Origin of the sequence: Micromonospora sp. NBC_00617, assembly GCF_045161355.1 — a bacterium.
GTDB lineage: Bacteria > Actinomycetota > Actinomycetes > Mycobacteriales > Micromonosporaceae > Micromonospora.
Genome location: NZ_CP107751.1, coordinates 4,546,378 through 4,572,135 on the forward strand (window position 1 = coordinate 4,546,378; position 25,758 = coordinate 4,572,135).

At 71.4% G+C, this 25,758-nt stretch carries 24 protein-coding genes and 3 tRNA genes; 14 read left to right on the plus strand and 13 right to left on the minus strand.

Features of this window, described 5'->3' with window-relative positions:
- The first annotated feature begins 11 nt into the window (after positions 1 to 11).
- The 3 genes from OG505_RS20830 (at position 12) to OG505_RS20840 (ending at position 3,972) form a co-directional block, all read left to right on the plus strand.
- Entirely contained in the window at positions 12 to 722 is a 711-nt protein-coding gene (locus tag OG505_RS20830; RefSeq protein WP_405426736.1) for an ABC transporter ATP-binding protein, read from the plus strand.
- Positions 723 to 924: 202 nt separating this feature from the next.
- On the plus strand, positions 925 to 2,598 hold the full coding sequence (locus OG505_RS20835) for a Na+/H+ antiporter (RefSeq protein WP_405426738.1): 1,674 nt from the start codon (positions 925 to 927) through the stop codon (positions 2,596 to 2,598).
- A 198-nt stretch (positions 2,599 to 2,796) separates the two neighbouring features.
- Positions 2,797 to 3,972 carry a DUF418 domain-containing protein gene (locus OG505_RS20840; RefSeq protein WP_405426740.1) on the plus strand — a complete coding sequence of 392 codons (1,176 nt, stop codon included), beginning with the start codon at positions 2,797 to 2,799 and terminating at the stop codon, positions 3,970 to 3,972.
- 60 nt (positions 3,973 to 4,032) lie between these two features.
- Here OG505_RS20840 and OG505_RS20845 read toward each other — a convergent pair.
- Positions 4,033 to 4,108, minus strand: a tRNA-Lys gene (locus tag OG505_RS20845).
- A 186-nt stretch (positions 4,109 to 4,294) separates the two neighbouring features.
- On the opposite strand from OG505_RS20845, the gene OG505_RS20850 reads away from it, so the two are divergent.
- Positions 4,295 to 5,566: an Ig-like domain-containing protein gene (locus OG505_RS20850; RefSeq protein WP_405426742.1), complete on the plus strand. Its 1,272-nt coding sequence runs from the start codon at positions 4,295 to 4,297 to the stop codon at positions 5,564 to 5,566.
- A gap of 250 nt (positions 5,567 to 5,816) precedes the next feature.
- On the plus strand, positions 5,817 to 7,106 hold the full coding sequence (locus tag OG505_RS20855) for an Ig-like domain-containing protein (RefSeq protein WP_405426744.1): 1,290 nt from the start codon (positions 5,817 to 5,819) through the stop codon (positions 7,104 to 7,106).
- A 250-nt stretch (positions 7,107 to 7,356) separates the two neighbouring features.
- On the opposite strand, the gene OG505_RS20860 is transcribed toward OG505_RS20855, so the two are convergent.
- Together OG505_RS20860 and orn are read right to left on the minus strand one after the other, a co-directional pair.
- Positions 7,357 to 7,432: transfer RNA gene (locus OG505_RS20860), tRNA-His, on the minus strand.
- 183 nt (positions 7,433 to 7,615) lie between these two features.
- Positions 7,616 to 8,206 carry an oligoribonuclease gene (orn, locus tag OG505_RS20865; RefSeq protein ID WP_405426745.1) on the minus strand — a complete coding sequence of 197 codons (591 nt, stop codon included), beginning with the start codon at positions 8,204 to 8,206 and terminating at the stop codon, positions 7,616 to 7,618.
- Positions 8,207 to 8,279: 73 nt separating this feature from the next.
- Here orn and OG505_RS20870 point away from each other — a divergent pair, with 73 nt between their 5' ends.
- On the plus strand, positions 8,280 to 9,557 hold the full coding sequence (locus OG505_RS20870; protein ID WP_405426747.1) for a glycosyltransferase 87 family protein: 1,278 nt from the start codon (positions 8,280 to 8,282) through the stop codon (positions 9,555 to 9,557).
- A gap of 111 nt (positions 9,558 to 9,668) precedes the next feature.
- On the opposite strand, the gene OG505_RS20875 is transcribed toward OG505_RS20870, so the two are convergent.
- The 3 genes from OG505_RS20875 to OG505_RS20885 form a co-directional block, all read right to left on the minus strand.
- Positions 9,669 to 10,646: a hypothetical protein gene (locus OG505_RS20875; RefSeq protein ID WP_405426749.1), complete on the minus strand. Its 978-nt coding sequence runs from the start codon at positions 10,644 to 10,646 to the stop codon at positions 9,669 to 9,671.
- 151 nt (positions 10,647 to 10,797) lie between these two features.
- Positions 10,798 to 11,529, minus strand: coding sequence for a YcnI family protein (locus OG505_RS20880; protein ID WP_405426751.1), 732 nt, complete (start codon positions 11,527 to 11,529; stop codon positions 10,798 to 10,800).
- A gap of 17 nt (positions 11,530 to 11,546) precedes the next feature.
- Complete coding sequence (locus tag OG505_RS20885) at positions 11,547 to 13,211, minus strand: copper resistance CopC/CopD family protein (RefSeq protein ID WP_405426753.1); 1,665 nt, start codon at positions 13,209 to 13,211, stop codon at positions 11,547 to 11,549.
- Positions 13,212 to 13,413: 202 nt separating this feature from the next.
- Here OG505_RS20885 and OG505_RS20890 point away from each other — a divergent pair, with 202 nt between their 5' ends.
- Genes OG505_RS20890 through OG505_RS20905 form a run of 4 tightly spaced genes read left to right on the plus strand, consistent with a single transcriptional unit; the run spans position 13,414 to position 16,331 of the window.
- Complete coding sequence (locus tag OG505_RS20890) at positions 13,414 to 13,995, plus strand: sigma-70 family RNA polymerase sigma factor (protein ID WP_405426755.1); 582 nt, start codon at positions 13,414 to 13,416, stop codon at positions 13,993 to 13,995.
- Between the two features lie 32 nt (positions 13,996 to 14,027).
- Entirely contained in the window at positions 14,028 to 14,552 is a 525-nt protein-coding gene (locus OG505_RS20895; protein WP_405426757.1) for a MauE/DoxX family redox-associated membrane protein, read from the plus strand.
- Complete coding sequence (locus OG505_RS20900; RefSeq protein WP_405426759.1) at positions 14,545 to 15,261, plus strand: DsbA family protein; 717 nt, start codon at positions 14,545 to 14,547, stop codon at positions 15,259 to 15,261. The genes OG505_RS20895 and OG505_RS20900 overlap by 8 nt, the downstream gene beginning before the upstream one ends.
- Positions 15,258 to 16,331: a hypothetical protein gene (locus OG505_RS20905; RefSeq protein ID WP_405426761.1), complete on the plus strand. Its 1,074-nt coding sequence runs from the start codon at positions 15,258 to 15,260 to the stop codon at positions 16,329 to 16,331. Before OG505_RS20900 ends, OG505_RS20905 begins: the two co-directional genes overlap by 4 nt.
- Positions 16,332 to 16,435: 104 nt before the next feature.
- Here the strand turns inward: OG505_RS20905 and OG505_RS20910 are convergent, their stop codons facing one another.
- The 4 genes from OG505_RS20910 to OG505_RS20925 are packed head-to-tail and all read right to left on the minus strand — an operon-like array spanning position 16,436 to position 19,172.
- Entirely contained in the window at positions 16,436 to 17,194 is a 759-nt protein-coding gene (locus OG505_RS20910) for an energy-coupling factor ABC transporter ATP-binding protein (protein ID WP_405426762.1), read from the minus strand.
- Positions 17,191 to 17,961: a cobalt ECF transporter T component CbiQ gene (gene cbiQ, locus OG505_RS20915; protein ID WP_405426764.1), complete on the minus strand. Its 771-nt coding sequence runs from the start codon at positions 17,959 to 17,961 to the stop codon at positions 17,191 to 17,193. The genes OG505_RS20910 and cbiQ overlap by 4 nt, the downstream gene beginning before the upstream one ends.
- Before the next feature lie 15 nt (positions 17,962 to 17,976).
- Entirely contained in the window at positions 17,977 to 18,450 is a 474-nt protein-coding gene (locus OG505_RS20920; protein ID WP_405426766.1) for a PDGLE domain-containing protein, read from the minus strand.
- The gene (locus OG505_RS20925) at positions 18,447 to 19,172 is read right to left on the minus strand and encodes an energy-coupling factor ABC transporter permease (protein WP_405426768.1); all 726 of its coding nucleotides are present in this window, start codon (positions 19,170 to 19,172) and stop codon (positions 18,447 to 18,449) included. The genes OG505_RS20920 and OG505_RS20925 overlap by 4 nt, the downstream gene beginning before the upstream one ends.
- Before the next feature lie 296 nt (positions 19,173 to 19,468).
- Between OG505_RS20925 and bcp the strand changes: the two genes are divergently transcribed.
- The 3 genes from bcp (at position 19,469) to OG505_RS20940 (ending at position 20,842) form a co-directional block, all read left to right on the plus strand.
- Positions 19,469 to 19,945 carry a thioredoxin-dependent thiol peroxidase gene (gene bcp / locus OG505_RS20930; protein WP_405426770.1) on the plus strand — a complete coding sequence of 159 codons (477 nt, stop codon included), beginning with the start codon at positions 19,469 to 19,471 and terminating at the stop codon, positions 19,943 to 19,945.
- A 194-nt stretch (positions 19,946 to 20,139) separates the two neighbouring features.
- A tRNA-Leu gene (locus tag OG505_RS20935) sits at positions 20,140 to 20,225 on the plus strand.
- An 89-nt stretch (positions 20,226 to 20,314) separates the two neighbouring features.
- Positions 20,315 to 20,842 carry a GNAT family N-acetyltransferase gene (locus tag OG505_RS20940; protein ID WP_405426772.1) on the plus strand — a complete coding sequence of 176 codons (528 nt, stop codon included), beginning with the start codon at positions 20,315 to 20,317 and terminating at the stop codon, positions 20,840 to 20,842.
- Between the two features lie 86 nt (positions 20,843 to 20,928).
- Here OG505_RS20940 and OG505_RS20945 read toward each other — a convergent pair whose 3' ends face one another.
- Positions 20,929 to 21,978 (minus strand): expansin EXLX1 family cellulose-binding protein, encoded by a 1,050-nt coding sequence (locus tag OG505_RS20945; protein WP_405426774.1) that lies wholly within the window; start codon positions 21,976 to 21,978, stop codon positions 20,929 to 20,931.
- Between the two features lie 97 nt (positions 21,979 to 22,075).
- A complete protein-coding gene (locus tag OG505_RS20950; protein WP_405426776.1) occupies positions 22,076 to 22,894 on the minus strand; it encodes an MOSC domain-containing protein in 819 nt (272 codons plus the stop codon).
- Between the two features lie 147 nt (positions 22,895 to 23,041).
- Between OG505_RS20950 and OG505_RS20955 the strand changes: the two genes are divergently transcribed.
- Positions 23,042 to 24,121 carry an LCP family protein gene (locus OG505_RS20955; RefSeq protein ID WP_405426778.1) on the plus strand — a complete coding sequence of 360 codons (1,080 nt, stop codon included), beginning with the start codon at positions 23,042 to 23,044 and terminating at the stop codon, positions 24,119 to 24,121.
- Between the two features lie 81 nt (positions 24,122 to 24,202).
- Here OG505_RS20955 and OG505_RS20960 read toward each other — a convergent pair whose 3' ends face one another.
- Positions 24,203 to 25,657 (minus strand): sugar transferase, encoded by a 1,455-nt coding sequence (locus OG505_RS20960; protein ID WP_405434622.1) that lies wholly within the window; start codon positions 25,655 to 25,657, stop codon positions 24,203 to 24,205.
- Positions 25,658 to 25,758: the final 101 nt, after the last annotated feature.

The window sequence follows — 25,758 nt, forward strand, 5'->3', positions numbered from 1 at the left end:
GAGTAGGTCCCTTGGAACGGACGTCAGCCGAGGCCCCAGCCACCACGGCGCTGGTTCGTCTCACCGATGTGCGGAAGTCTTTCCCGCTGCCCGACGGCCCGCCACTGGTCGCGGTCAACGACGTCAGCCTCTCGATCGCCGCTGGCGCCGCTGTCGCACTGACCGGGCCGAGCGGCTCCGGCAAGTCCACACTGCTACACCTGATCGGCGCCATCGAACGCAGTGACGGTGGCACCATCGACGTCGGCGGCCAGGAGGTGACCGGCCTGTCCGGCCGGGCTCTGTCGGCGTACCGGCGGTCGGTGGGATTCGTGTTCCAACGGTTCCACCTCCTGCCCACGCTCACCGCCCTGGACAACGTCGTGGCACCGCTGATCCCGTTCCGCACCGATTTCGACAAGGTCGCTCGTGCTCGCGAGCTGCTGGCGCTGGTCGGGCTCGCCGACCGGGCGGCCGCCCTGCCGTCCCGGCTCTCCGGCGGCCAGCAGCAACGGGTCGCCATCGCCCGCGCGCTGATCAATCAACCGGCCCTGTTACTGGCCGACGAGCCCACCGGCAATCTCGACAGCCAGAACAGCGCCGCGATCGTCGACCTCCTGCTGAAGCTGCGCGACGAGCAGGGTACGACCCTCGTCATGGCCACCCACGACGCCGGTATCGCCGCCCGCTGCGACCGCGCCGTCCAGATGCGGGACGGACGCCTCACCAGCGTGGACCGGTGAGGCGACCGGGGCCCACCCTCTCGCCAACGGGACTGACCCGCGCTCGCCCGGTCGTCGACGAGCGGTTGCGTTGCCAGCGGGTAGGCTCGTGCCTGCTGTCGCGGCCTGCGCTGCTCCTTGACGCCCGCTGCGCCGGCCACCGATCGGGCACGACCGGCGGTCGACCCGAGACCCGCGCGCCGATCCAGGGGGACGTCACCAGGTGAGCGCCCATTCGATGGTGTTGTTCGTGCTCGCCGCCGTCGCGGTCATCGTCGCCGTGCGGTGGGTGGCGTCGCGCACCGGCCTGCCGGCCGCCGCGCTCCTGCCGCTCATCGGCATCGTGTACGCGCTGCTCCCCGGCCCCAACGTCGGCCTCGACCCCGAGCTGGTGCTCATGGTCGTGCTGCCGCCGCTGCTCTACAGCGCCGCACTGGACTCCTCGCTGCTGGACATCCGGCGGAACCTGCGCATCGTGGTCAGCCTGTCCGTCGTGCTGGTGCTTTTCACCGGAGTGCTCGTCGGCATCGGGTTCCACCTGTTCGTCGCCGGGGCGACGCTCGCCGCCGGAATCGCCGTCGGCGCCGCGATCGCCCCGCCCGACCCGGTGGCCGCCCTGGCGGTGGGCCGGCGCGTCAACCTGCCCCCGAAGATGGTCACGATCATCCAGGGCGAGGGGCTGCTGAACGACGCGACCGCGCTGACGATGCTCAGCGTGGCGGTGGCCGCCGCCGTCGGCGGGACGTTCTCGTTCCCCGCCGCCGTCGCGCAGTTCGTGCTGGCGGCGGCCGGTGGCGTCGCCGTGGGGGCGGCGGTCGCCTGGGCGAAACGGCTGACCCGGCCCCTCACCGCGGACCCGTTGCTGTCCAACGCGATCTCGCTGGCGACACCGTTCGTGGCGTACCTGCTGGCCGAGGCGCTGCACGTCTCCGGGGTGCTCGCCGTCGTGATCGCCGGGCTGATCGTCGGTCACCAGACGCCGCAGGTCGGGTCCGGGGCCGCCCGGTTGCAGACCAACGCGGTGTGGCGGCTGGTCGACTTCTTCCTCGAAGGCTTCGTCTTCCTGCTGATCGGCCAGCAGTTTCCCGCGGTCGTGAAGGGCCTGCGTCAGTACGACATGTCGACCATCATCATCGCCGTCGCGGTGTCCGTGGGCGTGGTGCTGCTCCTGCGCCCCGCCTGGCTGGTGATGACCCAGTCGCTCCCCCGCTCCCTACACACCCGCCTGGGTGGCATCTCCGAGCAGGACGACACCGACGAGCCGAGCACCGCACGGCAGATCGCCCGTGCCGACCGCAACGCCCGCCGCCTCACCTCGCGGGAGGTGGTGGCGCTGAGCTGGTCCGGCACGCGCGGCGTCATCAGCCTGGCCGCGATCTTCACGCTGCCGCTGACCACCGACGACGGGTCACCCTTTCCCGACCGCGACCTCCTGTTGTTCTGCACCTTCGTGGTCGTGCTCGTGACGCTCGTCGGGCAGGGCCTGACGTTCGCACCGCTCGTGCGGATGCTCGGCCTGCGCGCCAACGAAACAGACCAGGCCCGCGTACGCAACGAGGCCCGCTCGGCTGCGGTGGAGGCCGCTCTGGCCCGCCTCGACGAGGTCGCCGCCGCCGAGCCGGACAGCACGGTGGCCGTCAACACCACCCGGACCCAGTTGCTGGCCCGCCTGGCGCGCTACCGCGGGCGACTCGACCTGCTCGAACAGAGCGGGTCAGAAGAGATGCCCACCTCACCGCAGTACGAGACGGCGCTGCGGGTCCGCCGCACGGCCCTCGACGCGCAGCGCGAGGAACTCCTGCGCTGGCGTGACGCCGGGCGGCTGCCGGACGAGGAGCTGCGGATCCTGGAGCGGGAACTCGACCACGAGGAGCTGCTGCTCCCGAAGCGGCAGTAGCCACCCCGGCCGGTCGGTTCGCCAGCGTTCGTCCCAGCTTTCACCCCGGCGGTAGGGCCTGCCCCACCGGCGACATTCCCGCTCGCCGGCTGTCACCTGGACAGGCCGCTTCGTAGCGTCGCAGAGGAGCCATAAAACGATTTCCTGTTCGTCACCGGGGGTGGTCGCGTGAAGTTCTCCAGCAAAGACCCGACAGTCGTGAGTGAAGGGTCGCCCGGGACGTTCTCCCGGATCGCCGACGTCGACGCGCTGCGCGCCGTGGCGCTGCTCCTCATCCTGGTTGTCAACGTCGCCTTCTTCGCCTCCGGCTATTCCTTCCATCTGGTCCCCGATCCCGCCCACGACTCGTGGGGCGACCAGGCGGTCCGGTGGGTGGTCGAGGCGCTCCTCGCGATGAAGGCGTACCTGCTCTTCTCCTTCCTGTTCGGCTACAGCTTCACGCTCCAGCTCGACTCCGCCGCTCGGCGGGGCGTCGACTTCGCTCCCCGGTTCCGACGACGGCTGGCCGGGCTCTTCGTGCTCGGGATCCTGCACGCCGTGCTGTTGTTCCAGGGCGACATCCTGGCCACGTACGCACTGCTCGGCCTGGTCCTGCTCGCCATGCGAAGAGTCGCCGTCGGGACCGCTCTGCACGCCGCCGTGCTGCTGACCGGCGGAATCGGTTTCGTCCTCGCGCTCGCCGCCGTCGGCGGGGTCCAACTGGTCACCGATCCGGCGGAGGCGCTCGCGGCAGGTCAGCGCTCCACCGAGGCACTACAGGGCGGGATCGGGTCGGTGATCGCCGAGCACGTACGCCAACTGCCGGCGATGGTCGGCACACTCATCGTGCAGGGCCCGCTCGCCCTCTCGGCCTTCCTCTTCGGTTACGCGGCGGGGCGTCGCCGGCTCCTCACCGACGTCGTCGGGAACCGGCGGCTCCTGCGCCGGGCGCAGCAGCTGGGCTACCCGATCGGCCTGGCCGGTGCGGTGGTCTTCGCCTCAGGTGGGGGCACCGCCAACCTGACCGGGCTGACGGTGGGCGTACTCACCGCGCCGCTGCTCGCGGCCGCGTACGCCGCCACCCTCCTTGAGTTCTTCCAGACCGACCGGGGACGGCGGGTGGTCGCCGTACTCGCGCCGGCCGGACGGATGTCCCTGTCGAACTACCTGGGCCAGTCACTGCTCTGCGTACTGGTCTTCACCGGCGTCGGGTTGGGTCTCGCCGGTGCCGTCGCACCTGCGGCCGTCCTTCTCATCGCGGTCGCGATCTACGGCGTGCAGCTCGCCGCCAGCACGGCGTGGATGGCCCGGTTCCAGTACGGACCGGTGGAGTGGCTGTTGCGGGCCTGGACCGAGCAGCGGTGGCCACGGCTGCGAGCCACGGCCCAGACCTGAGTGACGCACGAAAAAGGCCCCGGACTGGTATTGATCACCAGATCGGGGCCTTGCTCGTTGTGGTGCGCCGCCAGGGACTCGAACCCCGAACCCGCGGATTAAGAGTCCGCTGCTCTGCCAGTTGAGCTAGCGGCGCTCGTCGGCAACGGAGAGAACATTAGCACCCCGCCAACCGGGGCTCCAATCCGGTTACCCGGCTCCCCCCTTCGGTCGAGCTTAACGGGCGTACCGCCATAAACCGGCCGTCAGCTTCGGGGCAGGGGCGTGGTCTCGGCACTGATACGGCACGATGTCCGCCAGGTACGCGAGAACAGAGGTGGGGATGGCACGGTTCACGCGAGCCGGGGCGGTGGTGGGCGCTCTGACCCTGGCGGCGTCGCTGGCACTGACCGGGTGCGGCGACGAGCAGAAGAAGCCGGAATTCGTCGGCGGTACGTCGACAGATGCAAGTGCCGTACCCGAATCGGCTGCGCCGTCGACATCGGGCGCGTCGAGCGCGCCCAGTGGGCCGGCACTGACGCTGAGCCCGGCCAACGGCACGAAGAACAAGCCCGTGAGCACGGAGATCAGCGCCAAGCTCCCGGACGGCGGCAAGGTGGCCTCGGTCACCCTGACCGCGGCCGGCGGGGGCTCGGTGGAGGGCAAGCTGCGCACCGACGGCTCCGCCTGGGTGCCGTCCGCTCCCCTGAAGTACGGCACCAACTACACCGCGACGGTGACGGCCACCGGGTCCGACGGCACGACGAGCCAGGGCACCAGCACCTTCACCACGATGGCCAAGCCGAAGTCGACCATCGGGTCCGGCCTGTACCTCTTCGACGACAAGAGCTACGGGGTCGCCATGCCGGTGGTCACCGAGTTCCACCCGGGCATCCCGAAAAAGGACCGGGCCGCGGTCCAGAAGCGGATGTTCGTCAAGACCGACCCGCCGCAGCCGGGCGCCTGGCACTGGGTCGACAACGGCACCCAGGCCTACTACCGCGCACCGGAGTACTGGCAGCCGGGCACCACCATCACCGTGCGGATCGCGCTGGCCGGCGTGCCGCTGAGCAACGGCAGGTACGGCGATGTCGACCGCAAGGCCACCGCCAAGATCGGTCGGTCGTTAGTGATGAAGGTCGACAACGCCACGAAGAAGATGTCGGTGTACGAGAACGGTGCGCTGTCGCGGACCATCCCGGTGAGCCTGGGCAAGAAGAGCACCCCGTCGTCGAGCGGGACGATGGTCGTGATGGAGAAGAAGGAGTCCACGGTCTTCGACACCCGCGACGACCCGGACCCGGCCAACCGCTACGTCACCGAGATCGACTTCGCTCAGCGGCTCACCTGGGGTGGCGAGTACATCCACGCCGCGCCCTGGTCGGAGCATGTGCAGGGGCGGTCCAACGTCTCGCACGGCTGCGTGAACGTGTCGACGGCGAACGCCAGGTGGCTGTTCGACAAGACGCGGATCGGTGATCCGATCACGATCAAGGGCACCGAACGCAAGATCGTCTCCGGCAACGGCTGGACGGCGTGGAGCCTGAGCTGGTCGGAGTTCGTGAAGGGCAGCGCTCTGCCGGTGCCCACGGGTGGCTCCGGCCCGATGCTCTGAGGGTTCGACTCCTTCGCGCCGGCCCCTGCCGATGGCACGGGCCGGCGCGTACCCTTGCACTGCCCGCGCCGCGACGACGGCGGCGGCGACCCTCAGTCCCGCGCAAAGACGAGCCTGAATCACGAAACGCCGGATAGTACCAAAATTCCGGCATCTGATCGGCGTGTTCCGGTTCACCCTCGGCAACCCGGACCGGTTCTGGCGCGTCATTAGGAGACGATGGGTCAGGGACCACGACTGTGAGGACATCATGCGAGCTAGCCAGGACCAGCTGATCCGGCCCCGTGGGCGACGCCGCGTGCTCGCGGCGGGGCTGCTCGCCGTGGCGCTGGCCTTCACCTCCGCCTGCACCGACGGCGACGGCGGCAAGCCGTCCTCGTGGCAGGGCGGCGACGAGAGCCCGGCGCCCAAGGCGGCGGCGACCATCAGCGAGCCGGCGGCGGACGCCAAGGACGTGCCGGCGTCCACCGGCATCACCTTCAGCACAAAGGACGCCGAGGAGACCACTGTCGACCTCAAGGACGCGGCCGGCAAGGCGGTCGAGGGCACCCTTGCCAAGGATGGCAAGACGTGGCTTCCGAACGGGGCGCTGGAGTACGGCACCAGCTACACCGCCACGGTCACCGCCACCGGCGACGACGGCCGGCCGGCGACCGCGACCAGCACCTTCACCACGATGGCCAAGCCCGACAAGCAGGTACGGGTGAGCAGCTTCCTCGGCGACAACCAGGTGGTCGGCGTCGGGATGCCGCTGATCGTGAAGTTCAGCCGTGCCGTGCCGGAGGACTACCGCGACGACGTGCAGCGCAGGATGACGGTGACCTCGACGCCGGCCCAGGAGGGCATCTGGCACTGGGTCAGCCCCACCGAGATCCGGTACCGGCCGAAGGAGTTCTGGAAGGCGAACAGCAAGGTCTCCTACCGCGTTCAGGCCGGCGGCCTGCCGATGGGTGCCGGCTACTACGGCCGCTCGGACCTCTCCGTGGACATCAAGATCGGCTCATCGCTGATCATGACCGTGGACAGCAAGACCAAGCGGATGACGGTGGCCCGCAACGGCTCGGTGATCAAGACCATCCCGGTCAGCCTGGGCAAGAAGAGCACCCCCTCGTCCAGCGGGACGATGGTCGTGATCGAGAAACTGCGCAAGACCGTGTTCGACACGATGGAGGAGCTGGGCCCCGAGGAGGGCTACCGCACCAAGATTGACTTCGCGCAGCGGCTCACCTGGGGTGGCGAGTTCATCCACGCGGCCCCCTGGTCCGAGGGACAGCAGGGCAGCGTCAACGTCTCGCACGGCTGCGTGAACGTGTCGATGACCAACGGCGACTGGCTGTTCAAGAACACCCAGATCGGCGACCCGATCACGGTCAAGGGCACCGAGCGCAAGCTCCAGAACGGCAACGGCTGGACCGACTGGAACATGAGCTGGGACGAGTACGTCAAGGGCAGCGCCCTGCCGTACGAGCCGCCGGCCGACCCGGACGCCACGTCGACCCCGGACGGCGCCGTCACCCCGTCCGCCACGCCGACCAGCTGAGCTGCCAGAACGACGAAAGCCCCCTCCACGGAGGGGGCTTTCGCGTGCGACCCGGCCGAGGCGGCCGAGCGGTTGATCCACTCCAGGTCGGCGAGGTTGGGGTGTCCGGGCGGCCGAATACCCCCAGATCGGCGACCTGGAGTGGATCACCCAGACGTGTGACAGCTGGTTAGCGACCGTCCACAGGGAGGGCTTGAGCGACACCCGAAAACAACTCAAGCCCCCTCGTGGAGGGGGCTTGAGTTGGAACTGGGGTGACTGATGGGAATTGAACCCACGACAACCGGGACCACAACCCGGTGCTCTGCCAACTGAGCTACAGCCACCACGCCTCCGACGCCCGGTCGATCGCCCCGGGCGGGGTGCGGACCAATAATAGCCACACCCCGACCACCCACGTCCACCGGGTTGCCCGCTCCGCCAAGGGAGAGCCCCAGACACCTCCGGTGTTAGGGAGGGCCCCTTCCTATACACCAGGCGTTAATAAGGTGCCCTTCCTTCGTTGCGGGTTAGAGGTCGGCGGCGATCGCCTTCGCCGTGTCGACGTCGGGGCCGGGCAGCGGGACGAAGATGGTGCGCCGGTAGTACTCCAGCTCCCGGATGCTCTCCCGGATGTCGGCGAGCGCCCGGTGCGCCAGGCCCTTCTGCGGCTGACCAAAGTACACCCGGGGGTACCAGCGGCGGCAGAGTTCCTTGATCGACGAGACGTCGATCATGCGGTAGTGCAGGTGCGCGTCGAGGCGGGGCATGTCCCGGGCGATGAAGCCCCGGTCGGTGGCGATCGAGTTGCCGCACAGTGGCGCGGTGCGCGGGTCCTTGACGAAGGTGCTGACGTACTCCAGCACCCGGTCCTCGGCCTCGGCCAGGGTGACCGCCGAGCGGCGGACCTCCTCGGTGAGGCCGGACTTGGCGTGCATGGTCTGGACGATCTCCGGCATCGCCTCCAGCGCCGCCTCGTCGGCGTGGATCACCACGTCGACACCATCACCCAGCACGTTGAGGTCGGGGTCGGTGACCAGTGCCGCGACCTCGATCAGCTTGTCACTGCCAAGGTCCAACCCGGTCATCTCACAGTCGATCCAGACGAGGAGATCAGCCACCGGGACAGACTACGCGCAGCCCACGCCCCACGGCTGCGCGCTCTCGGCCGGACGGACCGCTAGGGTTTCTCAAGTGCCAGCCGAACCCGTCGCACCGCCCGCCGTCACCGACGACGATCCCGGCGGCCGTACGGTCCGTCGGCTGGTCACGATCGTGGCGCTGACCGCCGTGCTGCCGGCGCTCTACCTGCCCGGCCTGGTGCACAACTTCTTCGACCTGAAGATCTACATGTCGGCGATGGACTGGTGGACGGCGGGCCACCCGCTCTACGACTACGTCCAGCCGGACCGGGTGCAGGGTGAGCTGTACTTCACGTACCCACCGTTCAGCGCGCTGCTGCTGTGGCCGTTCGGGCTGATCCGGCTCGGCGCCACCGTGGTGATCTTCACGGTGCTCACGGTGGTGGCCGTGGTGGTGACGACCCGGTGGCTGGTGACGCCGGTGATCGCCCGGCACCACCTGCCACGAACGTTCACCCTGACCGTGGCCGTCCTGCTGGTGCTGGCGGTGGAGAGCACCCGCGAGACGATCACGTTCGGGCAGATCAACATGCTGCTGGTCGTGCTGATCCTGGCCGACCTGCTGTTCGCCGTACCGCAGGCGCGGCGCTGGGCCGGAGTCGGCGTGGGGCTGGCGACGGCGCTCAAGCTCTTCCCGGGCATCTTCATCGTGTACCTGCTGGCCACCCGACGGTGGCGGGCCGCCGCGGTGGCGAGCGCGACGGCGGCGGCGGCGACCCTGCTCGCGGCGGCGGTCGCGCCCGGGGACTCGTGGCGGTTCTGGACGCAGGAGCTGTGGGACAGCGACCGGGTGGGTCGTACCGACTACACCGGCAACCAGTCGCTCTTCGGGCTGCTCAGCCGGTTCACCGCACCGGAGAAGCCGGACCGGCTGCTGTGGTTGCTGGTGGTCGCCGTGGTGGCCGGTTACGGCCTGTGGCGGGCGGTGCGCGCCGCGCGTGCCGGTGACGCGCTGACCGGCCTGACCTTGACCGGCCTGGTCGGCGCTCTGGTCAGCCCGATCACCTGGACCCACCACATCTACTGGTTCGTGCCGGCGGTGGTGCTGCTCGCCGATGCGGCGTTGAGCGCGAACCGGCCGGAGGAGTTCCGCCGACGGCGGTGGCTCGCCGGGCTCGCCGTCGGCACCGCCGCGTTGATCATCTACGGCGTGGTGTCGTTCCACGACTGGGGGGTGGCGCCGGTCCGCACCGATGACCCGGTGGACTTCGTGCTGCGCAACGGCTATGTGCTGCTCAGCCTGCTGCTGCTGGTGGTCCTGCCGGTCCGCGTGGCCGGCCCGATCCGGACGACGGAAAAGTCACACCAAATGGACACAACCCCCCAGTAGCTACCATCGGCGCTAATCTGGACTCATCTACCTCAAGCGTCGCTCGGGTAGCACCGATCCCCCGGTGAGAGTGGCCCTCCGCGTCGGCAGCGCGGAGGGCCACTCGCCGCTTCAGTCCGTCGGCACCGGCCGTGCCGTGGGTTCGCCGCCGGTGGGCGGCCACGCCAGGCTCAACGCCACCTCCGGCGGGCGGGGCAGCCGGGCCGGCGCGTCCAGGTCGGCGAGGGTGACCGGTCGGATCGGTTCGGCGCCGGTCGCCGACCGGGACCACTCGGCCGCGCCGGAGCCGACCGGGGCGAGCTGTCGCGCCGCCGGCAGCGGCGGGGCCGCACCGGGATCCCGGGCGCTCAGGCCACTGAGCGACGTGACCCCGAGCCGGCCGGCGAGCACCGGCACCTGGTCCGGTTCGACCACGAAGACCACCTCGCGCGGACGCGGCGGGCGCAGCAGGAGCAGCACCGCGCACGCCACCAGCAGCACCCCCACCGCCAGCAGGCCCCAGGTGACCGGACCGACCCAACCCGCGCTCAGTTCGGCACGCAGATCCAGGCTCAGGTCGGCGCGGCCGTCCGGGCGCATCACCACCAGGCTCATCGACTCGCCACTGAGCTCGTCGGCGCTCCACTTCAGGGTGCCGATGCCCTCGCGTACCCAGAACGGGCGACCGAGCGGGGTGAGGGCCGCACCGGCAGGCGGGGCCGCCGCCGGGACCGCCGGGTCCGTGCGGACCGGCAGCGGACCTCGGGCCAACGCCACCCGGCGGACCGAGGCGTACGGCACGGACTCCAGCCACCGACGCACCTCGGCGGTGGGCGCCAGCCCCACGAAGGCCGCGCCGTCGGGCGTACGGGCGTCGAGCCGGAGGCGGGTCTGCGCGCCACGCGCGAAGGGCGCCTCCCGGCGCAGCAGCCGGTCGAGATCGGTGACCACGACCGCGTGCCCGGGTGTGCGGACCGTCTCGAACCGGGCGGTGAAGGTCCCACCGGGGTCGGCGTGCCGGGTGACGAGCCACAGCCCGCCGCCGGCGAACAGCGCCGGAATCCCGATGACCAACAGCAGCATTCCGGTGATCACCCGCACGAACCGCATTCGCAGCGTCCCCCTCCGTAGCCAGATACCCGGCCGACCTTACCGACGTACACCGGCTGATCAGGGGATATCGACGGCACGGCTGGCTTCGGTCTGGTGAAAGCACGCTGGCCCGCCGGAAACTCCGGCGGGCCAGCGGGTGAGCGACGGGTCAGGACTTGACGACCGGGCCTCGGCGGGTCCGGGCGAACGCGAGACCGCCGAGCACCAGGCCGGCCAGGCCGGCGACCAGGCCGGCGATGCCGAGGCCGATCGCGGTGCCCTCGCTTTCGTCGTCGTCATCGCCGGCCGCGGCGACGGCAGTAGCGGCCGGGGTCGCCGACGCCGACGGCCCCGCGGCGGTGAGGGTGAGCACCGGCGCGGGCTTCTCCGGCTCCCCGCCGCCCGGCTGCGGCTCGTCGATCCAGCGCACGACGTTGCCGTCGGAGTACGTCTGGAGGGTCTTGAAGACCATCGACTCGACCTTCGGCAGCGGCCCCATGGAGACGCCGAACTCCTGGAACTGGCCCGGCTTGACCGCCGCGTCACCGGTCGCCGTCCAGGTGATCTTGGAGACGGCCTCGGTGAGCTGGCTGCCGTGCACGTCGATCGGCGGGTCCACCTTGCGCTTCTCCGTCGCCACCGTCCAGCCGGGCACCGGGATGGTCGACACCGAGCCGATCGGCGCGTTCTCGGGCAGCACGACCTCCAGCTTGGTGGTCGACGCGGTGTCGCTCTCGTTGGGCACCCGGAACGCCACCCGGGCGTAGCCGCCCTGGGTAGCTTCCTTCGGGTTCACCGTGACGTGGGCGGACGCCGGACCGGCGAAGCCGAGCACGGCGGTGGCGACGGCGGTGAACGCCAGGGCGGCAGCGGCGGTTGCGGTACGCCGGAGACGGGTCATGGGTTTGGGGAACCTTTCTAACGGATGGGCACGGTGGCGGTCACCGTGGCCTGGTCGATGTCGGACGTGCGGACGGTGATCTTCAACTGCCAGTCGCCGGCGGCCGGCAGGCTGACGTCGCCGTAGGAGTGGTAGTCGGTCAGCGGCAGCAGCGGCAGCTCGATCGGCTCGATCCCGGCCGAGGGCAGCGCGGCGGTCGCCCGCCACTCCGCCACCGGCTGCGGCTGGTTGTCCTTGGTGTACGCGTACAGGTGCACCGAGTTGTTGCCCCGCTCGGCCGGGTCCAGCTCGACCTGAAGGGTGAACAGCGAGCTGGTCAGGGTGGTAGAGAAGAAGCCGGCCTGGGTGCCGGACGGCCCGGCCACCGCGGTGCGGGCGGGCGTGGTCTGCACCAGCGTCGCCGACAGCCCCAGCACCACCACGGTGACGGCCAACTCCACCAGGACCGCCCGCCGCACCGGCGTCGGTCGCTGGGCCGCCGTGCGTCGACGGACCAACTGCCGGGAGTACGCGGCCACGGCGATCACGATCGCGAACAGCCCGATCTTGGCGAGCAGCAGACGCCCGTACGTGGTGTTGAACAGAGCGTCCGGGGTGGCCACCTCGATCAGCGCCTGGACGGTGCCGGCCAGCAGCAGGGCCGAGACGGCGAGCGCCGCCCAGCGCGACCAGATCGGCAGGATCGCGCCCAACTCCCGCTCGTCGGCCTGGCGCAGCAGGAAGACGGCGAGCATCAGCAGGCCGCCCAGCCAGACCGCCATGCTGCCCAGGTGCACCGCGTCAACCACCACGGAGACCGCCGGTGCCGGGGAGGCCGCCGGGTGCCCGGCCAGCGGCCAGGTCAGCAGGGCCGCCCCACCGAGCACGGTCAGGATGATCGCGTCGGCCCGGCCGGCCGGGCGGGCCAGCAGCGGCCGCAGCAGGAACGCCGAGGCCGCCAGCAGGCCGAGCCGGACCAGGTGGGCGGCGCCGAAGGCGCTGCCCAAGACGCTGCCGAACCCCTCGCCGGTCACCTCGAAGAGGCCGCCACCGGCGGTGTAGGGCACCTGCAACCACAGGTCGGCGAGGGTCGCCACGGCCACCAGAGAGAGACCGACCCAGGCCAGCCGGGTGGGACCCCGCCGGGAGAGCCGGCGCGGCCACAGCGCGGCGAGCACCAGCGCCGGCCCGACCAGCAGCACCAGACCGGCGTAGCCGAGGAAACGGGCCACCTTCACGGCGTTCTCCACCACCGGGTCGGCACGGCTGTCGTTGCCGGAATCGACCGGCGGCGTGGAGGGGGCGCCCACCGAGTAGGTGAACGCGCCGGAGACTGGGTGGCTGTCGGCGGAGATCACCCGGAAGGTCACCAGGTAGGTGCCGCGCTGACCGCCCGGGTCCACCGGAATGGTGACGACGCCGCCCTCGAAGGACGGCTCGCCCCGATCGGCCCGGGAGCCGTCCGGCGCGATGACCCGGATCTTGTCGGGCACCTTGCGGACCGACTCGCTGAACGTGAGCACCACCTCGGCCGGCCCGCTCGACACCACCGACGAGGCGGCCGGGCTGCTGCTCGACAGCACCGCGTGGGCGCTGGCCGGGGTGGCTGGCGCGATCAACAGGGCGACGACGGTGACCAGGAGGCCGGCGGCGGCGGTCAGCCGGGCGATCCAGCTGCGGGGTGCGACAGTCATGCCGGCCATGGTCGCCGACGGACCTGAATGTCGGCGACCCGAGGCGGAGGATCGGCTCACCTGCGGCCAGCCGCCAGCGCCGCGCACGAGAGGTCGCGTGTCATGAGCAGGTAGTCGGCTGGCGGCGGAGAAAAGTTCCCGACGTGGCGCAGACCATCCAAGGGCCGAAGGACCCTGACGGCACACCCGGCGACGCGTAACCTGGTTTGTCGTGATCCCCGTCCCGCATGACTCCGGTGCCGCCGGTGCGACAGATGACGTCGCCCGGGACCCGGCGACCGAGTCTGCCCTGAGCGCGCGGGACGGTGACCCCGCAGCCCAGGCCGGGTTCGTCCGGCTGACCCAGGCCGAGGTGTGGCGCTTCGCGGCCGCCCTGGTGGGCCCGGACAACGCCGACGACCTCACCCAGGAGACGTACCTGCGGGCGTTTCGGGCCCTGCCGGCGTTCGAGGGCCGATCCAGTGTCCGCACCTGGCTGCTCGGCATCGCCCGGCGGGCCTGCGCCGACCACCTGCGGACGGTGATCCGGCGTCGCCGTCTCGACGATCGGCTGGCCGCGAACGCGTACACCGACCGTCCGCATCCCGACCCGGCCGGGCAGCTCGGCGCCGCCGACCTCGTGCGCCGGCTGAGCCCCGAGCGACGTGCGGCGTTCGTGCTCACCCAACTGCTCGGCCTGTCGTACGCCGAGGCCGCCGACGTCGAGGGGGTGCCGGTGGGCACCATCCGCTCCCGGGTCGCCCGGGCGCGCGACGAGCTGGTCGAGGCCGTCGGCGACGCCCTCACCGGTTGAGCGCGGAACTTCCTGCGCGGACGGGACGACAAATGAACGTGACAGCACCTCCCATCCGGGCCGGCCGTTGGGCGGCCGTCCGCCCCTGGCTCAGCACGGCGGCCCGTCTCGGCCTCGCCGCCGTGTGGTTGCTCGCCGGAGCGTCGAAGGTCGGTGACCTGGCCGCCTCCGGCCGGGCCGTGAACGCCTACCAGGTGCTGCCGTACGACGTGGCGACAGTGGTCGGCGCCGCGCTGCCGTTCGTCGAGCTGGCCCTGGGCGTGCTGCTGCTGCTCGGTCTGGCCACCCGGCTCAGCGCGGGCATCTCCGTCGCGCTGCTGCTGGTCTTCATCGCGGGAATCTCCTCGGCCTGGACGCGTGGCCTGGCCATCGACTGCGGCTGCTTCGGCAGCGGCGGGCAGCTCGCCGAGGGACAGGCCCCGAGTTACCTACCGGAGATCCTGCGGGACCTGGGATTCTTGGTGCTGGCCGGATTTCTGGTGATCTGGCCGCGTACGCCCGTCTCGGTGGACGGGTGGTTGTCCGCCGAACCGGCCGTGGAGGATGAGGATGAGTAGTCGCAAGAGGCAGCGGGACGCGGCCCGGGTCGTCCGCGAGCAACTGGCCCGCGAACGACGCCGCCGCCGCACGCTCTGGGTCTCCGCCGCCGCCGTCGCCGTGCTGGTCATCGCCGGCCTGATCGGCTGGAGCGTCTGGTCCAGCCAGCGCTCGGACAACTTCACCACCCCGCCCGGCGCCAACGAGGCCGGCACCGGCATCGTCACCGGCGCCGGGCCGGTCACCGTCGACGTCTACGAGGACTTCCTCTGCCCGGCCTGCAGACAGTTCGAGCAGAGCAGCGGCGCGGCGCTGGAGCAACTGGTGTCCGAGAACAAGGCGAAGGTGGTCTACCACCCGGTCGCGTACCTCAACCGCTTCTCCACGACCCAGTACTCCACGCGCTCCTCGGCCGCCTCCGGCTGCGCCGCGGCCGGCGGCAAGTTCCGCGAGTACGCCAAGGCGCTCTTCGCCAAGCAGCCGCCCGAGGGCAGTGCCGGGCTCAGCGACGACGAGCTGATCGACATCGGCGTCGGCGCGGGGCTGGACCGGGGCTCGTTCGGGGGCTGCGTCTCCGAGGGCACGTACAAGACGTGGACCGAGCACGTCACCGAGAAGGCCAGCCGCAGCGACGTCACCGGCACGCCCACCATCCTGATCAACGGCCAGCCACTCGCCGACCGCAGCCCGCAGGGCCTCACCGCGGCCGTGGCGGCGGCCGGCAAGTGATCCGTACCCTGCTGGCGCGCGCCACCCTGATCGCCGCCACCGCCTGCGCGGCGACCCTGCTCACTGCGGCGCCCGCCGCCGCGCACGGCGCGGACGCCCCGAACGGCTCCGACTACCGCACCCGCGTCACCGGCGTCACGCCGGCCCGGCCCGGCCTGACGGTACGGGTGATCGAGGCGGGCGCCCGGCTGGAACTGACCAACCGCACCGGCCGGGCGATCGAGGTGATCGGCTACTCCGGCGAGCCGTACCTGCGGGTCGGTCCGGACGGCGTGTACGAGAACACCCGGTCCCCCGCCACCTACCTCAACCGCACCCTCGCCGGCGACACGGCGCTGCCGGCCGACGCCGACCCGGTCGCCCCGCCGTCCTGGCGGCGCGTCGACGACGGGACCACCGTGCGCTGGCACGACCAGCGGGCCCTGTGGCAGGAGTCGGCACCACCCGACGCGGCACGCGCCGCGCCGGAGCGTGAGCACCGGGTCCGGAACTGGACGATTCCGCTGCGCGACGGCGCCGACTCCGCGCAGATAGCCGGCACGCTGGACTGGGTGCCACCGCCGGACGCGTACACCTGGTGGGCGGTGACCATCGTCGGCCTGCTCGCGGTGGGCGCGCTCGGCCTGCTCGCCGCCGCCTCCACGGCCGGCGCCCGGGCGCTGTCGGCGGTGGGCGCGCTGCTGGTCGTCGGCGGCGCGGTCGCCGTGCTCTACCCCGTGGGGCGGGAGCTGGACGCTGGCGCCCAGGGCGTCGGCGGGGTGCTCGCCGGGCTGCTGGGCGGTCAGGTCTGGGCACTGCTCACCGGTCTGGGCGCGCTCGCCGCCGGTGGTTACGCGCTGGCCCGCCGCCCGGCGGCCGACTTCGTGGTGGCGCTGGCCGGCGCCTGCCTGGCCCTCTTCGCGGGCGTGGCGAACGCCGCGGTGTTCACCCGGTCGGTCGCCCCGGTGCCGTGGTCGCCCGAGGTCGCCCGCGCCATGGTGGCCGCAGTCCTGATCACCGGCGTCGGCGCGACAGCAGCCGGAGTCCTCCGCCTGCACGCCACCTCCCGCGCCGCGGTCCCCACCCCCTGACCTCCCGCGATCTTGCACTTTGTGTCGGAGCTTTGCGGCTTTCGCGACAAAGGTCGGGACAGAAAGTGCAAGATCGCCGAGAGCGGGGCGGCGGGCCCGAGGGCTTACGGGCGTGGGGTGAAGCCGTAGGGGAGTTCCAGGCGGTGGCTCGCCAGGAGGGGTTCGTTGCTCAGGAGGTCGGGGGTGGGGGCGTCGGCGACGATCCGGCCGGCGTCCAGGATCACCGAGCGTTCGCACAGCTCCGCCGCGTACGGCAGGTCGTGGGTGACCATCAGCAGGGTCACCGGCAGGTCGCGCAGGATCTCGGCCAGCTCACGGCGGGCGGCCGGGTCCAGGTTCGACGACGGCTCGTCCAGCACCAGGATCTCCGGGTGCATGGCCAGCACGGTGGCCACCGCCACCCGTCGGCGCTGCCCGAACGAGAGGTGCTGCGGCGCCCGAGCCCGATGCTCGCTCATCCCGACGGCGGCCAGCGCCTCGTCCACCCGGGCGGCCAGCTCCGCGCCGCGCAGGCCCAGGTTGGCCGGCCCGAACGCCACGTCCTCCGCAACCGTGGGCAGGAAGAGCTGGTCGTCCGGGTCCTGGAAGACGATGCCCACCCGGCGACGCACCTCGGCCAGGGTCGCCCGGTCCGGCGTGACCGTCAACCCGCCGACGCTCACGCTGCCCTCGGTCGGGGTGAGGATGCCGTTGAGGTGCAGCACCAGTGTCGTCTTGCCGGCGCCGTTGGGCCCGAGCAGCGCCACCCGGTCACCGCGCGGCACCGTCAGGTCCACCCCGTGCAGGGCCACGTGCCCGTCCGGGTACGCGTACCGGACGCCACGAACGTCCAGCGAGAGGGCGGTCTGCACGACACCGATCATGTCAGCACGACGGCGGTCGCGGCGATGGAGGCCGCCACCACCGGCACGGTCGCCGCGACCAGCCACTGACCTGCGGTCGCCGCGCCGTCGCCCTGCCACACCGCGGGCATCCGCCCCGTGTAGCCCCGCGACAGCATCGCCAGGTAGACCCGCTCGCCGCGCTCGAAGGCGCGCAGGAACAGCGCACCGATGCCGGCGGCGAAGCCGCGCAGCTGCCACAGGAAGCGGGGGTCGTCACCCCGCGAGATCCGCGCCACCCGCATCCGTCGCGCCTCGCCGACCAGCACGTCGAGGTAGCGCAGCATGAACGTGGCGATCTGGGTGAGCACCTGCGGGCAGTGCAGCCGGTCCAACCCGACGATCAGGTCCCGGGTGGTGGTGGTCGCCGCGAGCAGCAGCGAGGCGAGGACACCGAGGGTTCCCTTGGCCAGGATGTTCCACGCCCCGTGCAGGCCGTCCTCGGACAGCCGCAGCCCCAGCACCTCGACCCGCTCGCCGGTGCCCAGAAACGGCAGCGCCACCGCGAACAGCACGAACGGCAGCTCGATCAGGGCGCGACTGAGCAACCAGCGCGGCCCCACCCGGGCCAGCGCCGCCACCCCGGCCACCAGCAGGGCGTACGCGCCGAAGGCCCAGAACGCCTCGCGCGGGGTGGCCACCACGGCGATCGTGAAGACCACCATCGCCACGATCTTGACCTCGGGCGGGAGCCGGTGCACCGGCGAGGTCGACTCGCGGTACAGCACGTGCCCGTGACCGGCACCCATCCGCGTACCTGCTGTTCAGCCGGTCGGGCCGGCGCGACGCCCGGCGTCGCTGGCGGTGACCGCGTCGCCCGTCGCGTCGGTCGTGGTCGACCCGGTGGCCGTCGCGTCGCGGGCGGTCGACACGGTGGCCGGGCCCTCGCCCGTGCTGGGCGTCGCGCCTCGTCGCCGCAGCAGCCAGAAGCCACCGCCGCCGATCGCGAAGGTCACCAGCACCCCGAGCACCCCGGAGAGGCCGGTCGAGACGAAGCTGTTCTGGATGCCCCGCACGCCGTAGTCGGCGAGCGGGCTGTCCCCCAGCTCGTGCTCGCGGGCCTGCTGCGCCGGGCAACTGCCACCGACGATGTTGTCGTCGGCGTCGACGGTGCAGCCCTTGAGCAGGGAGGAATCCAGCCCGTCCGGGTGTGACGACGCGTAGTTGCTCACGACACCGGCGAGCAGCAGGGCGACCAGCAGACCGCCGGCCAGGAACGCCCAGGAACGGTTCTTCATCGGACACCTCCGGAGACTCCGACGGCGGGGGTGGCGGGGGTGGCGGGGGCGGGCAGCGCGCGCAGCGCGTACACCAGGTCGGGGCGTACCTTCGCGACGGTGAGCACGGTGGTCGCGGTGATCAGGCCCTCGCCGATGCCGATCAGCAGGTGCACGCCGGCCATCGTGCCGGCCAGACCGGCGAGGTTGCCGCCCAGGTCGGTGGTGCCGCCCAGCCAGTACTCGACGACGAATCCCTGGGACGCGACCACCACGCTGACCAGCGCCGCGACGAACGCGGTGACGGCCAGGCCGGCCCGCGTGCGGGGCAGCACCCGCAACAGCACGGCGATCAGCAGGTACGCCGCGGCGGTGCCGAGCAGCGCCATGTTGGTGATGTTCAGACCGAGCATCGCCACACCGCCGTCGCCGAAGATCAGCGCCTGCACGACGAGCACCACGGCTACGCAGAGCGCGCCGACCCACGGCCCGACCAGCATCGCGGCGAGCGCGCCACCGAGCAGGTGACCACTCACACCGGCCGTGAAGATCGGAAAGTTGAGCATCTGGACGGCGAAGATGAACGCCGCGACCAGGCCGGCCATCGGGGCGAGCCGATCGTCCAGGTCCCGCCGGCCACGCAGGACGCAACCGGTGAGCGCGGCGAGCGCCAGGGCCGCGAAGACCGCCGCGACGGGGCCGTCGATGATCCCGTTCGAGATGTGCATCGCCAGTGTTTCCACGCGACCTCCCACGCGTCAGCGGACCCATCCGGGACCGGCGGGGTCAGCCTATTTCGTAGGAGTTGTTGTTGCCAGACTCTGGCAACAACGGATGGCCTTGATCACCTTTGGCGGCCCCCGATGTCGGGGACCGGCCGCTTCCCGTTCGCTTTGGCCGGCGTTGATCGACTCGCGTTCCTTGATGTCGGGGTGTCCACGGCTCGAAGACACCCCGGACTATCGGAAGGCGAGTCGATCAACGGGCCGGCGCGCGCCGCCGACGCCGGCACCGGCACGCCCGGCGGTAGGGTCGGGTCATGACCGCGCCCGACCGCCTCTCCCCCGGTGACCCCGCGCCCGAGTTCACCCTCCCCACCGACACCGGCGACCAGCTCTCCCTGACCGACCTGCGAGGCCGCAAGGTGGTCCTGTACGCCTACCCGGCGGCGATGACCCCCGGCTGCACCAAGCAGGCGTGCGACTTCCGCGACTCGCTAGCGTCGCTCCAGGCGGCCGGCTACGAGGTGGTCGGCATCTCCCCGGACAAGCCGGAGAAGCTGGCGAAGTTCCGCGACCGCGACGCCATCACCTTCCCGCTGGTGTCGGACGTGGACAGGTCGGTGCTCACCGCGTACGGCGCGTACGGCGAGAAGCAGCTGTACGGCAAGACCGTCACCGGCGTGATCCGCTCGACCTTCGTCATCGATGCCGACGGCAAGATCGAACGGGCGCTCTACAACGTCAAGGCCACCGGGCACGTCGCCAAACTCCGCCGCGACCTCGGCCTGGACTGAACCTGTCGCACGGTCCCGTTACCGTGCGTCAATGGTTCGGTACAAATACACGCCGGAGGCCGAAGCGGCTGTCGGAGATCCTGCGCAACCTGCCCGACGGGAAGTGCAAGGTGAGTCACGGCACGATCTCCACCATCCTGAGGGAGGCCGGGCTCAACACCGTCGAAGCCAGACGCTCTAGACTCAGCGAGTTGGCGGGAGTGGCGTAACGGCAGCCGCGATAGGTTTAGGTCCTATTGTCCGAAAGGGCGTGGGGGTTCGAATCCCCTCTCCCGCACCAGTCAACGAACACGGCGTGCGCGGGAACTGATTGTCGGCCGCGTCACGATCACGGGCCGGGAGCCTGGCCGCCGGGTCAGGATGGGCGCCGTGAGTCTGCGCTTCGTCCTTGATCCCGAGCTGACCCCACGGCTGCGCGCCGACATCGTCGCCCTGTGGGTGGACGTCAGCAACGCCGGTGGCGCGGTGGGCTTCGTACCGCCGGTCACCGCCACTGATGTCCGTACGATCGCCGACCCGACGTTCGCGGGCATCGCGGACGGGCCGGACCGGCTGCTGGTCGGGTACGACGACGACCGGCTGGTTGCGGTGCTGGTCTTCAGCGACAACCGGTTCGGGCTCAAGGCGCACTGGTGTGTGCTGAAGCGGGTGATGGTCCACCCGGACACCCAGGGTGCGGGCCACGGGTCGGCGCTGATGCGCGAGGCCGCCCGGCTGGGTCAGGAGTTGGGCCACGAGGCGCTGCACGTGACGGTGCGCGACGGGTTGGGGCTGGACGCGTTCTACCGCCGCCTCGGGTACCGGGAGATCGGTCGGCTGCCGGGCGCGCTGCGGGTGGCGCCGGGCGACGACCGCGACGAGATCCTCATGTGGCTCGACCTGACACCAACCGGCTGAGCAGCCAACCGCACCACGCCGGCCGGCACCACGAAGGCCGGCACCACGGAGGCCGGCACCACGGAGGCCGGCACCGACAAGGCCGTTCAGCCGCACCAGCGGGCGGTTGCCCCGGCCGGTCGGGTGGAGGGCCGGTCGGCGACCGGGGTGGTCGGGGCGTTCGCCTTCGCCACCTCGGCCGGCGGGCGCGCCGATGTCGGCGTACCGCTGGGTCGGGCGGCGGGCGGGCGGGCCGTCGCGGACGGGCGCGAGGTCCTGGCCACGACGCCACGCTCGTACATCCGCACCACACTGGACTGCACCTGACCGGGCGCCATCCGGATGCCCGACACGGTGACCCGGTGTCCGTACACGTCACTGACCCGCACGCTGTACGGGCCGGGGCCCGCGCCGGAGGCCAGCAGCCAGTAGTTGTAGTCCTGCCGGACGGTCGCGCGCCACGGGCCGTCGTCACCCTGGCGCACCTCGACGGCGCGCAGCGGATTGCCGTGGTTGCCGACCCGGACGGCGAACCAGAACTGCGACGCGCCCTCCTTGATCCGGAAGCTCAGCGGGCCGGGCAGGGGCGGGTTGACCACCGCGCGGTAGGTGACCTGGACGAGGCCCTGCACCGGGTCGGCGATCCGGGCGAACGCTTCCCGGGACAGGTCGAGGTGCCCCGGCTCGCACTCCGGGCATTGGTCCATGATCAGGACGCGCACGGTGCCCTTCGGGCCGGTGACGTCGAGGAAACCGCCGCAGGCGGCGCCCGCGGCGTACTCGCTGGGGCCGAGCGCGACGTAGAGCCGGTTGGCTGGCGCCGCCGGGTTCGAGCAGTTGCCGCCGGCGCCTTTCGAGTCGTAGAAGGTCGCCTTGCCGCTGTGGGTGGCGGTGCCGGTGGGTGGCGCGGCGGCGAGCGCGCGGCCGGCCGCACAGGCCGGGGCGGAGCCGGACCGCAGAGCCAGGGTGAGCCCGAGCACCGCCGCGAGCACGGTGACGCCGGTGGCGACCAGCCAGGGCACCGGGCCGGACCGGGACGCCGGCCGGTCGTCCGGAGCACGGTCCAGGTCGAGTTCGATGTCGACGTCCTTGACGCCGATGGCGGAACCGTCGATGCCCCTGCTGTCGGCGCCGCCGGGAGCGCTTCCGTCCGTCACGTCGGCGATGCTGCCGGACCGGCGGGCGGCGGGACAAGCCGGCTAAGCGAAAGCTAAGACAGCATCGACGGACGGTGACGGCCGGGCCGCTGGCGGGTCAGGGTGCGACGACGACCGGGTCGCCGATCCGCAACGGGCCACTGTCGACGGGCACCACGTTCAGGCCGAAGAGGAGCTTCTGGTGGACGTTTCGGTGGCGGCCGAGTGTGCGCAACGGTTCCTTCGCGCGTACCCCGGTCTCCTGGTCGGTCGTGGTGACCACGCAGCGGTCGCACGGCCCGGCGGCGCGCAGCCGCAGGTCGCCGATGCGCAGTGACCGGCCGGCCCAGCCGTCCTCGGCCCAGGCCGGCGCACCGTCGACGACCAGGTTGGGCCGGAACCGGGTCATCGGCACCGGCTCCTTTCCCGCGTCGGCGAGCCAGCCGTTGAGGGCGTCGAGGGAGGCGGCGTTCGTCAGCAGCAGCGGGTAGGCGTCGGCGAAGCTGACCTGGTCGCCGGTGTCGTGTTCGCGCGTGCCGGCGGCCACGTGCCGGGCCGGGTTGGCCAACCAGACCAGCCGAACGGGCCGGCCGAGCAGCGCGCCGAGCCAGGCGTCGGCCGCCGCGCCGGCGGGCACCGCCCCGACCCGGATCGTCCGGCTGCGGAAGGTTCGTACCGCCACCGGGTCGCCGCCGGCCGGCTCCGGCACGTCGAGGTCGGGCTGCCCGTCCGCGCGCAGCACCAGGCCGCCCGGGCGCACGATGGCGCGCAGACCGACCAGCCGCGTGGTCTCCCGCTGGGTGACGCCGACGCCGTCGGCGTCCACCACCATCCAGCGTCGGTCGCCGGCCAGGCCCCACGGCTGCACGAACGCGCCGTCGTGGTCGAGGCGGTGACAACCCTTGACGGGGTACGTGTGGATCGAGGTCAGCCGCACCCGGCCACCATGACACGCCGATGCCGTCGCCGGGGTACCGGTGGTTGGCGTTGCACTGCCGGTGGGGCGAGAAACCGTCCACATGACAGGAGGTGCCGGCTGTACGAGGGTACGCGGCGCGGAACCGGTTTCAGTAGCATCGCGCCCATGCCACATCGTGAACAGACCTCGGAGTACGGGACGGAACTGTCCACCGGTGCCGTCGGGTCTCCGGAGCCGACCGAGGGATCAACGCCGGGCGGTCCGCGGCCGCGGCGCCGGTGGCGGCGCGTCCTCCTGATCAGCCTGCTGGTGCTGGTGGTGCTGGGTGCCGGTGGTGCGGTGGCCGGCGGGCTCTACCTGCGGTCGGTCGAGTCGGACATCGAGCGGGTCGACGCCTTCGGCGGGGTGCCGGAGGAGTCCCGCCCCCAGCCGGCCGTCACCGGGGCCACGAACATCATGATCCTGGGCAGTGACTCCCGTGACCCGGAGCGGACGACCGGGTCGCGCACCGACACGATCATCCTGGCCCACCTGCCCAAGGACCGGTCGAGCGCGCAACTGATCTCGATTCCCCGGGACACCTGGGTGCCGGTGCCCAAGTCGAAGGACGGCAACCACGGCGGACGGGACGCGAAGGTCAACGCGGCCTACGCCTGGGGTGGGATTCCGCTCATGGTGCAGACCGTGGAGTCGTTCACCGGGGTCCGGGTGGACCATGTGGCCCTGATCGACTTTGGCGGCTTCAAGGAGATCATCGACGCGCTGGGCGGCATCGAGATCGACTCCGAGAAGAGCTTCACCTCGATCCACGAGCCGTTCCGCACGTTCAAGCAGGGTGTGCAGCGGATGGACGGTGAGACGGCCCTGGACTACTCACGTCAGCGCAAGCAGTTCGCCGACGGCGACTTCGCCCGGATCCGTCACCAGCAGCAGGTGATCCGCGCGATCATCGACAAGGCGTCGTCCGGTGGCATCATCACCAACCCCGTCAAGCTCAACGACTTCCTCAAGGCCACCTCGAACTCGGTCTCGGTGGACAGGGATCTGTCCCTGCTGGACATGGCCACGCAACTGCGCGGGGTCCGGGGCGGCAACATGACGTTCCTGACCAGCCCCACCAAGGGCACCGGGCAGGTCGGCTCGGAGAGCGTCGTGTTCGCCGACAAGGCGCGGGTGAAGACGTTCTACGACGCGGTCCGGCGGGACTCGGTCGGCGAGATCGTCAGCCTCGGCAGCAAGAAGTAAGCGCCGGCCTGATGGCCTGGACGACGGGCGGTGGCCACAAGGCCGCCGCCCGTCGCCGTAGGGGCAGGTGGGAGCGACGGATCAGTACGCGCCCCTGCGGGCCAGCACGACGCTGACGGTCTTCCAGAGGATGGCCAGGTCGTACAGCAGCGACCAGTTGTCCACGTAGTGCAGGTCCAGCCGGACCGCGTCGTCCCAGGTCAGGTCGGAGCGACCGGAGATCTGCCAGAGGCCGGTGATGCCGGGTCGCACCAGCAGCCGCCGTCGTACGTCACCGCGGTAGTCGTCGTCCTCGGTGGGCAGCGGACGCGGTCCCACCAGCGACATCTGCCCCCGCAGCACATTGATCAGCTGGGGCAGCTCATCCAGTGAGAGCGCCCGCAGGTGTCGGCCGATCGGGGTGACCCGAGGATCATCCTTGATCTTGAAGAGCAGCCCGTCGCTCTCGTTCCGGTCCCGCAGGGCCGCCAGCCGCTCCTCCGCGTCGATGTACATGGTCCGGAACTTCCAGACCTTGAACGCCCGGCCCTCGTGGCCGATCCGAGTCTGGCGGAACATCACCGGCCCCGGGCCGCTGGCCTTGATGGCCACCGCGATGGCGATCAGCACCGGGCTCAGGATGACCAGTCCCACTCCAGCGGTGACCCGGTCGAGCACGTTCTTGGCCAGCAGCGACAGGCCCGAGATGGTCGGCTCGTCCACGTTGAGCAGCGGCAGACCCTCAATTGGCCGGACGTGGATACGTGGGCCGGTGACGTCGGTGACCTGCGGAACCACGACGAGGTTGAGGCCGGTGCCCTCCAGCTGCCAGGCCAGCTTGCGCAGCTCGTACGACTCCAGGCTGGCGGGGCCGCAGACCACGATGGTGTCCGCCCCGAGCTGCTGGACCAACGGAACCAGATCCCAGCCCACGTACACCGGCACCGGGGCCGTCACCCGCGCACCCGGGCTCGGGTGACGGGGCAGGTGGATCGCGATCGGATGCAGCCCGGCACCGTAGTTGCGGGTCACGACCTCGTGCAGGGCGAGCGCGTCGGAGAGCCGACCGACCAACAGCACCTTCTGCGCCGCCCGCCCGGTACGCCGGACCCGGCGCAGCACCACCCGGGCGGCGAACCGCGCCACCAGCGTGTACACCAGCAGGCAGATGATGATGGCGGCGACCGTCGCCCGGGACAGGTCCTTCTTGAAACCGAGCGCCAGGAAGGACACCGTGGCGGCCATCGCGAGGTTGGCCCGGGCCACCCGCTTCAGCTCCTCGGTGCCCAGCCCGAGCGCCCGCCGGTCGTACGCCCCGGCCGCGACGAGCAGGACCAACCACCCCGCGGGCACCCCGACGTTCGCCACCAGGGTGAAGGAGCTGATGTCGCCCAGGACCCGCTGGTCCCAGAATCCGGCATCGGCCTCGTCGAGCAGGGCGACCACCGTCCGGCTGGCGGCCAGGGCGGCGAGCACGTCGAGCAGCACCAGCCAGGCCACGTACCGTCGACGCCAGTTGGCCCGCGGCGCGGGACGCGCGAACACGGACCGGGCCATGCCGTTGGAGGGGGGTGTGATCACCCCCAGATCGGGGTCGAACCTCGGTGCTTGCGGTGGGGTGACAGCCGTGAGGAACTGGGTGTGCGCGGACACGATCT